The organism is Actinomyces sp. ICM58 (assembly GCF_000283035.1).
GTDB lineage: Bacteria > Actinomycetota > Actinomycetes > Actinomycetales > Actinomycetaceae > Pauljensenia.
Window position 1 is genome coordinate 1 of record NZ_ALIY01000162.1, and the last position, 9,018, is coordinate 9,018.

Genomic DNA, 9,018 nt, shown 5'->3' on the forward strand with positions numbered 1-9,018 from the left:
GCTCGACCACAGTCCGCTGGGAGGTCGGACTTGGCCAGGCACTTCCATGGTAGCTCGAAAACCTCTCACTAGTCTGAGGAGGTCATTCAGCCCACAGGAAACACCCCATCAGCTACGGGAGGAGCCTCCCCTCGGCGTCGAACGAGTAGCGCGTGCCGTCGATCCACCGGCTGCCCGTCACCATCGCCCCAGAAGACGACAGGTAGAACCAGGAGCCGCCATCACGCAGCCATCCGGTGGCCATCGCCCCAGAAGACGACAGGTAGTACCAGGAGGACCCGTCCCTCACCCAGCCGGTGGCCATCGCCCCAGAAGACGACAGATAGAACCAGGAGCCGCCATCACGCACCCAGCCGGTACGCATCGCTCCGGACGACGACAGGTAGTACCAGGTGTCGCGCACCTTCGTCCAGCCGCTCGCCATCGCACCGCTCAAAGGATCCAGGTAGTACCACGAGCCGGCCACGTGAACCCACCCGGAGGCCTGACCGCCAGACGGCCCATAGTAGAACCAGCGGCCACCCTCGTACACCCATCCGGTCACCATGTACCCGTGAGCATCAAAACGGTAGATCGCCCCATCAATGCGCAGCTGCGTGGACGTCGGATACGTCCCGTTGTCGTAGCGCCACCACCAGCCGAGCACGCCGGACACCCAGCGCCCAGCCCCGGCCTCGTCGGGCCCCACGTGATCGGGGCTCACCGTGAATGGCACCTGCACGGTCGCGTCGTCGTCGGCCCGCGGGTCAAAGTTGCGGCCGAACGCCTCGACCGTGACCGTCGTGGCGCCCGCGAAACGCCCCACACCCTGCGGGTGCGACACGTCCACGCCGTCAGCCTGCAGCGTCAGCCCGGGACCGGAGAACTCCCCACTCCCGTGCCCCGCCGCGATCTCACGATCACCCAGCAGCAGGCGCGCGCTCGTCACGGGACCGGAAACACTGACCCGCACCGAGACGCGACCCGCGACGGATTCACCTGCCAAGGGCATCCACGTAGACCCATCCGTCGAGTACTCGACCGTGCCGATCACCGGCGTCGCCTGATCCTTCAGCACCGCGTCCAACGCGTTCGGCAAGCCGGCGCCCCGGTACTCGCGCCCCTCGACGGGCGCGGCCAGGCGCGACCAGTTTTCGGGCGCGGACGCCTGCTTCTTCGCCAAGGCAATAATCTCCGAAGCGTTCATCTCCGGATGCACCTGACGCAGCGTCGCAATCACGGCCGCCGCCAGAGGCGCCGCCTGCGACGTCCCGTACAGGTTCCCGTAGGCCTTGCCGTACCAGCTCGTCAGCGGCGCGTAGATCTTCGCGCCGGGAGCCGCGAAATCAATCGTCGAGGCACCCCAGTTCGACCAGGACGTCGGCTCCAACACGCCGGTGGCCGGGTCCGCGCCGTCGGGCAGCTGCAACGCCGACACCGCTAGGGTACCGCGCATCATCGACGGCAGGTACACGCCGCCCTTCACGTCCCGCTCGTAAGCGCCCCACGTGTCGCCCGGTGACGAATCGTCGGTCGCGGGCGGGTTGTCCAGGTCCGTCGTCCAGTTGCCGGCGGCCACCACGTTAATGACGTCCTTCGATGTCGAATAGTCGGCCGCACGCTGGACAGCCTCCAGGCCCGCCGCCTGCTCCGGGTCGCCCGGCATCCAGTACTTCCACGGATTCACGTAGTACGAGCCATTCGTCACCGAGATACCGTGCTCCGCGGCCCACACGAAGCCGCACACAATATACTCGGGGTAGAAGTAGCCGCCGTTGCGCGACGCCACGTTGATCGCGGCGATTGTCAGCGTCGGATTCACACCATCAACGCCCACGCCGTCATGCTTCGCGGCAATCGACCCGGCCACGTGCGTCCCGTGGGTCGCGTCGTCCCAGCGCCACGCCGCCGGATCCTGGTTCGGGATGCCGTTCACGTTACAAGCCACCGACTTCGAATGGTCCACCTGGCCCGCCAAGTCCGGAACAGTGTCGTCAATGGACTGGTCCATGACGCCCACGGTCACGGGGGCACGCATGACGTCCACGCCCTGGGCTTCGAGCGCGCGCAGCGCCTGGAGGTGCCACCCGTTGGAGGTCTGCGGGTCGGGCGTCACCCCGGCCTCGTCGCCTCCCTGCGCGCCGCCATCCTGCACACCGCCGGCCTGGGCGCCGTCAGCCTTCGGGGAGGCCGCGAGCGCCGCGTTCGCGCGCGCGAGGGTCGTGTAGTCGACGGGGACCACGGCCTCGTTACCGCCGACGGGGGCCTGGCGGGTCGGGCCGATCGAGTCGTAGCTGATGCCCTCCTTGATGAGCGCCGCGCCCAGGTCGGGTGAGAACGAGGGCGAGGCGGACTGCACGAAGAACGTCCCGAACTGCGGGTAGCGTGCCAGGACCAGGCCTCCCAGGAACGAGGCCTGGGCTGCGGCCCGCTCGAAGGTGGCCTTATCAGCGCCCTTGGGCAGGTTCACCGCGTAGTTGGCGGGCAGCTGCTCGGCGGCTCGCGCGGGGGCGGTGATTCCGGCGGTCGGTGTTGCGGGGGCGGGCACCGTGTTGTCTGCGGGATCGGGCGCGGGCTGGGGGACCACGGCGGGGTCGCGCGACACCGTGAACGTGGCTTCGCGGCCCGTGTCGTCGTCGGCCTGGCGGTCGAAGTTAATGCCTGTGGCGCTGACCTGCACGCGCGCGGTGACCGAGTCGGCGCCCTCGGGGAGGAGGGAGCTCAGGTCTACGTTCTCCGCGGACACGCCCAGCTCGTCGTCCCCGTACTTGCCCAACCCGTCGCGGTCGACGCCGGTCAGGCCGGCGACGTCCATGTGCAGGTGGCTGATCGGCGAGGCCGCGGACGCGTAGAAGGTGACGAGGCCGGCGGGCAGGACGGCGCCGTCAAGGTTCTTCCACTCCCCCTTGCCGACGCGGTATTCGAGGGTCGTCACGGTCGGGCGCAGCTGGTCGCGGCGCATCGTGGTCAGCGCGTTGATGAAGCCGTGGCCGCGGTACTCCTTGCCGTCGGTGGGAGCGTCCAGGCGCGTGTAGTCGATGGCGGCCTGCTTGCGCATGAGGTCGACGATCTGGGCGCCCGTGAACGCCGGGTGCGTGGCCTTGATGAGCGCGGCGATGCCCGTGATGTGCGGGGCGGCCATCGAGGTTCCGCTCGTCTTAGCGTAGCCGCTCGCATACTGGCTGGTGGGCACGGTGGAGTAGATGCCCTCGCCGGGGGCGGCGAAGTCAATGGTGGTGCCGTAGTTGGAGAAGTCCGCGCGCGCGAGCGTCGTCCACTCGGGCTTCGTCTCCTCGTTGACACGCTTGAGGGCGCTCACCTGGCTGACCCCCGCGACCTGTCCGGGGACGCGGATGGAGCCCGCGACGGGCCGGTCCTTGATGGGCGTGTCCAGGTCCGTCGGCGAGGCCGAATCGGTCGTCGGGTTGTCGTTGTCGGCGCCCTCGTTACCGGCCGAGGCGATGACGGCCAGGCCGCTGCCCTGCGCGTAGGCGATGGAACGCGACGCCGCCTCCAGGCCCGCCGCCTGCTCCGGGTCGGTCGGGCTCCAGTACATCCACGGGTCCATCGAGTAGGAGTTGTTGACAATGTCGACCCCGTGGCTGGCCGCCCACATGAACCCACAGGTCACGTATTCCGGGTACATGAGTTGCTCGGAGTTGGCGGCCTTGATCGACACGAGGGTCGCCTGGGGCGCGATGCCGTCGATACCAATGCTGTTGTGGTTGGCGGCGATAATGCCCGCGACGTGCGTGCCGTGGAAGTAGTCGTCGCGCCACGAACCGTAACCCTGGGAGGCGATGCCGTTGACCGCGCAGGACACGGAGCGCGTCTGGTCGACGCGCCCGGCCAGGTCGGGGTGCATGTCGTCGATGCCCGTGTCGATGACGCCAACCGTGACGGGGGCGTGCGCGACGGGCACGGCGCCCGCCTCGCGCGCGCTCATCGCGGCGGCACCCCAGTTCGAGATGTCCTCCGCACCCTCAGCCTCGGTGGCGTCATGGTCGCGAACGCTGTTCGTGCCGCCCGCAGGGGCCCCCGACTGCGGCCCGCTCTGCGCGCCTCCCTGCCCCGACTGCGGGGAGGTCGGCACCGGTGCCGGCTTGTCACCGGGGCTACTCGCCGCGGCTCGCTCGCCCTCGGGCACGGGCGCGACGCGGGTCGGTCCGACCGAGTGCACCTTGATCCCGGCGCCGGCCAGGGCCTCGGCGAGGTCGGGCGCGAACGAGGCCGACTCGCTCTGGGCGAAGAAGGTACCGATCTGCGGGTAGGAGGCCAGGGCGACGCCGTGGGCGCTCGGGACGAGGGCGAGGGCCCGCTCCAGCTCGGCGGGGCTGGCCCCCGGGCTCAGGTTAATCGCGTAGTTCATCAAGCCCGCGCCACTTCGGGCGGGGGCTATCAGCGACGCGGGGTCATCAGCTCTGGCGGGTGGAGCGGTCGCGGTTGCCACGCCCATCGAGAGGGCGAGGACTCCGACGAGCCCGATGCGTGCAGCGTTGCGGCGCATGGTTCCTCAACTTTCGGTTGTCACGATCGCGAGCACAGCAACGTACACGCGTAGGACTATCTTCCTCAAGTTTGTCACCATCGACAATTCAGAGCGGCTAAAACCCGTCAACACCTGCGCGCACGCGCAGACAATGGGAGGGGCCGCGCGACGCGCAGCCCCTCCACCATCAACCACGACTCCTGTCCACCCCGGGTCGGGCGGACAGACGGCGAGCCGCGCCTAGAGCATGCGACCCGACGGGTCGAAGACGTAGGACACTCCGTCGATCACGCGCGCACCGGTAACCATCGCCCCCGACGCATCCATGTAATACCAGGAGCCCCCGTCCAACACCCAGCCGGTAGCCATCGCCCCGGAGGCACGCAGGTAGTACCAGACGGAGCCATTACTCAACCAGCCGGTGCGCATCGCACCCGACGCGTCCAGGTAGTACCACGTGCCCTCCAGGTTGACCCAGCCCGAGGCCATGGCGCCAGAGTCCGGATCCAGGTAATACCAGGTGCCGCCCACGCTCAGCCAGCCCGACGCCTGCGCGCCGGAGACACCGTGGTAGTACCACCGGCCGCCCTCGCTCACCCAGCCGGTCACCATGTAGCCGCGCGCATCGAAACGGTAGAGCTCGCTTCCAATACGCATCGACGTCGACGCCGGGTAAGTGCCGTCGGCATTGCGCCACCACCAGCCCAGCGAATCCGAGATCCACTGACCGGCCACGGCCTCGTGCGTATCCTCGCCGCCCGAGGTGACCGTGAAGGCCGCGGAGGAGGCCGCGTCGTCGTCGGCGCGCGGATCCGGGTTGCGGCCCGAGGCCTCGACCCGAACGACCTGCTCCCCCGACAGAGCCGAGACATCCACGCCGTCCGCCCGCAGCGTCACGACGTTGCCCGTCAGCTCTCCCGCGCCCGTGGCAGCGGCGACCTCGCCGCCGCCCACCAGCACTCGCGCCGAGGTCATGGGCCCGCTGACCGTCGCGCGCACCGAGACGGAACCGGAGAGCTCCTGGCCGTCCAGCGGCGCCCACGCCGTCCCATCCCTCGAGTACTCGATCTGGCCGATCACGGGCCTGGGCTGGTCTTTGAGGACGGCGTCGAGAGCATCCAGCAAGCCGTTGCCGCGGTATTCCTTGCCATCCCAGGGAGCGTTCAGCTCCCCGTAGTTGCGAGCCGCCTGCTTCTTCATGAGGTCGATGACCTGCGCGCCCGTGTACTCGGGGTGCACCGACTTGATGAGAGCCGCGACGCCCGACACGTGCGGCGTCGCCATGGACGTGCCATCGGCCACCGCGTAGCCGCTCAGGTAGAACAGCAGCGGCGCTGTCGAGTAGATCTGGTCACCGGGGGCCGCGAAGTCGATCGTCGTGCCGTAGTTGGAAAAATCGGCGCGCGCCAGTGACAAGCCGGGGGCCACGTTGTAGGCCTGAGCGAGGGCGCTCACCTGAGCGACGCCGTCGATCATGGAGGGCACGCGGATACCTCCCTCGACGGCGCGCCCCTTGGTCGGCGTAGCGGCATCTGTGGGAGAACCGTTATCGATCGTGGGATTGTCGATGTTCACCCCCTCGTTACCGGCGGCGGCGATGACCGCCAGGCCCCTGCCCTGCGCGTAGTGAATCGAGCGCGTCGCCGCCTCCAGGCCCGCCGCCTGCTCCGGGTCCGTCGGGCTCCAGTAGACCCACGGGTCCATCGAGTAGGAGTTGTTGACGATGTCCACCCCGTGATCGGCCGCCCACATGAACGCGCAGGTCACGTACTCGGGGTAGATGAGGCGGTTATCGTTCGTGGCCTGAATCGCCACGATGGTCGCCTGGGGTGCGATGCCGTCGATGCCAATGTCGTTGTGGTTGGCGGCGATGATGCCCGCGACGTGCGTGCCGTGGTAGAACTCGTCGCGCCAGCCGTAGAAGTCCTGCGTGGCGACGCCGTTCACCGAGCACTTCACGGAGCGCTGCGTGTCCACGCGGCCTTCCAGGTCGGGGTGCGTGTCCTCGACGCCCGAGTCCACGACGGCGACGGTCACGGGGGCGCGTTCCACGGACACGGCCCCGGCCTCGCGCGCATGCATGGTCTCGGCACCCCAGTTGAAGATTCGCTCCTCGGCGCCGGCCTGGGCCTCGGTCGCGGCCTCGTCGCCCACGAAGGCCAAGCCGCCGGGGGCAGCAGCGTTGTCGCCCGCGGCGTTGTCGCCCGCGGGGGTGTCCTCGCCGGTGGGTAGGGTGACGCGCTCGTAGTAGAGGACGCCCTGGGTGCGGGTCGGGCCGATCGAGTGAATGGGGATGCCCGCGTCCTTGAGCGCGGCGGCCAGGTCGGGCGCGAACGAGGGCGTGGCGCTCTGTGCGAAGAAGGTGCCGATCTGCGGATAGGAGGCCAGGGCGGCGCCCTTGACCGACGGGACCAGCGCGAGGGCGCGCTGGAAGTCCTCGGCACTGACTCCCGGCGCCAGGTTGATGGCGTAGTTCATCTCGTCGTCGTTGGCGCGGGTGGCGGAAATGAGGCCCGCGGCGGGTTCGTCGGCGCGGGCTGGCGGGGTCTGTGCCGTCACGAGACCCACGGACAGGGTGAGCGCGGCGACGACGCCGATGCGTGCGACAGTGCGGCGCATGATTCCTCGACTTTCGATTGTCACTGTCAGGATTTCGGCTGCATGTACAGCTGCGCCCATCATCCTAGAGTTTGTCAGTAACAACAAAACCTAGGCTGCCCTAAGTTGACCTCTAGGATTACGGACTCCCCTGCAATTTCGCATGCAATTCCCCTCGCCACAGTTTTCGACACCCCCGGAAAAGCGCAGAATACCAACGATCTGATTTCAAAGCTTGAAATAGCGTCGAGGGAATTGCATGCGAAATTTGGGGGAGCACAAGACAGGGAGTGCACACAAAACGGGGAGTGCCCGAAGGCACTCCCCGTCTGATCGGTTTGTTACAAGCCGACGTTTACTCCAGGCCCGCGTCGAGGGCCAGCAGATGATTGATCGTCTGCGGGCGGATGAACCAGCGGGCGTTTCCCCCCTCGACGCCCAGCACGCCGGGCTTCGTCAACATGTTGTAGTTCGACGCCATCGAGTATCCATACGCCCCGACGGCGGGCACGGCCAGCAGGTCGCCGCCCGCAATGTCGGCGGGCAGGTCGATGTCGCGGATGATGATGTCGCCGCTCTCGCAGTGCTTGCCGACGACGCGGCAGCGCGCCACGGACGAGGCCTGGGCCGGGTCGCGGTTCGCGAGCGTCGCCGTGTAGACAGCGTCGTAGAGGACGGGACGGATGTTATCCGACATGCCGCCGTCGATGGCCACGTAGCGGCGCACTCCCCCATCGTCCAGGGACACGTCCTTGACGACGCCGACGCGGTAGAGCATGACCATCGAGGGGCCGGCGATCGAGCGGCCGGGTTCGACGGACACGTGCGGGATAGGCAGGCCGTGGTGGGCGCAGCGCTCGCGCACGACGCCAGCCAGCGCTCGGGCGACCTCGACCGGGGAGGTGGGGACCGGATCCTGGCCGGTGTAGGCGATGCCGACGCCACCGCCCAGGTCGATGGCGGGCACGTCCAGGCTCAGCTCGTCGCGCACAACCGCCGCGAAGTCGATGACGATGCGGGCGGCCTCGGCCAAGGCCTCGGTCCCAAAAATCTGAGAGCCGATGTGGCTGTGCAGCCCGCGGAAGTCCAGGTGCGGCGCGTCCTTGATGGCGGCCACGGCCTCGTAGGCCTGGCCGGTGGCCAGGGACAGGCCGAACTTCTGGTCCTCGTGGGCGGTCGCGATGTATTCGTTGCCACCCGCGTGAATGCCAGACTTCAGGCGCACCATGACGGGCGCGGTGACACCGAGCGAAGCAGCGACGCGCTCAATCTGGCGGACCTCGTCCATCGAGTCGATGAAGATGCGGTGAATGCCGGCCTCGAGGGCGAGGCGGATTTCCGCGTCGGACTTGTTGTTGCCGTGCAGACCGATCCGCGAAGGATCCACGCCGGCGCGCAGGGCGAGGCTCAGTTCGCCGAGCGAGGCGGTGTCGATACCCAGACCCTCAGCCGCGACAAGGCGCGCGACGTCGGCGCTCAGGAAGGCCTTGCCGGCGTAGAAGGCGTCGCCGCCGCTCATGCCGTAGCCGTCCCAGAACTCCTCGGCCATCGCGCTGGCCCACACGCGGGCGCGGCCGCGCATGGCCTCGACGTCGAGCACGAAGGTGGGCGTGCCGAACTCGTCGGCGACGCTGGTCAGGTCGACGCCGCCCACGCGCAGCACGCCTCCCTCCCGCGCCGCGCTCCACGGCCACAGGTCGGGGCGCTCGTCGGGGGTCGGGCAGGTCAGGAACTCCGCCTCGCTCACCGGGTCACATCCTCTCGGGGGCGCTCACGCCAAGGAGGCCGAGGCCTGTGCGCAGCACCTGGGTGACCGCGTCGTTGAGCCAGAGGCGGGCGACGTGGCCGGGCTCGACCGGGTCGTCGCCGCGAGGCGTCACGCGGCACTGGCCATACCAGGTGTGGTAGGTGGCGGCCAGGGACTCGAGGTAGCGGGCGATGCGGTGCGGCTC

At 68.7% G+C, this 9,018-nt stretch carries 4 protein-coding genes; all 4 read right to left on the reverse strand.

Annotated elements, in window-relative coordinates; all coding sequences use genetic code 11:
- Window positions 1-112: 112 nt before the first annotated feature.
- Entirely contained in the window at window positions 113-4,486 is a 4,374-nt protein-coding gene (locus tag HMPREF1138_RS07520) for a S8 family serine peptidase (RefSeq protein WP_009058285.1), read from the reverse strand.
- A gap of 222 nt (window positions 4,487-4,708) precedes the next feature.
- Window positions 4,709-7,087, reverse strand: a complete 2,379-nt coding sequence (locus HMPREF1138_RS07525) for a S8 family serine peptidase (protein ID WP_081496000.1) — start codon at window positions 7,085-7,087, stop codon at window positions 4,709-4,711.
- Window positions 7,088-7,421: 334 nt separating this feature from the next.
- Window positions 7,422-8,813, reverse strand: a complete 1,392-nt coding sequence (lysA, locus tag HMPREF1138_RS07530) for a diaminopimelate decarboxylase (RefSeq protein WP_009058283.1) — start codon at window positions 8,811-8,813, stop codon at window positions 7,422-7,424.
- A gap of 4 nt (window positions 8,814-8,817) precedes the next feature.
- Window positions 8,818-9,018 (reverse strand): DALR anticodon-binding domain-containing protein (locus tag HMPREF1138_RS07535; protein ID WP_009058278.1); only part of this gene is annotated, 201 nt, incomplete at its 5' end.

What these genes read in the sequence shown, in the direction of transcription:
- HMPREF1138_RS07520 (WP_009058285.1), bottom strand. Translation starts at nt 4,486, where the DNA reads ATGCGCCGCAACGCTGCACGCATCGGGCTCGTCGGAGTCCTCGCCCTC.
- HMPREF1138_RS07525 (WP_081496000.1), bottom strand. Translation starts at nt 7,087, where the DNA reads ATGCGCCGCACTGTCGCACGCATCGGCGTCGTCGCCGCGCTCACCCTG.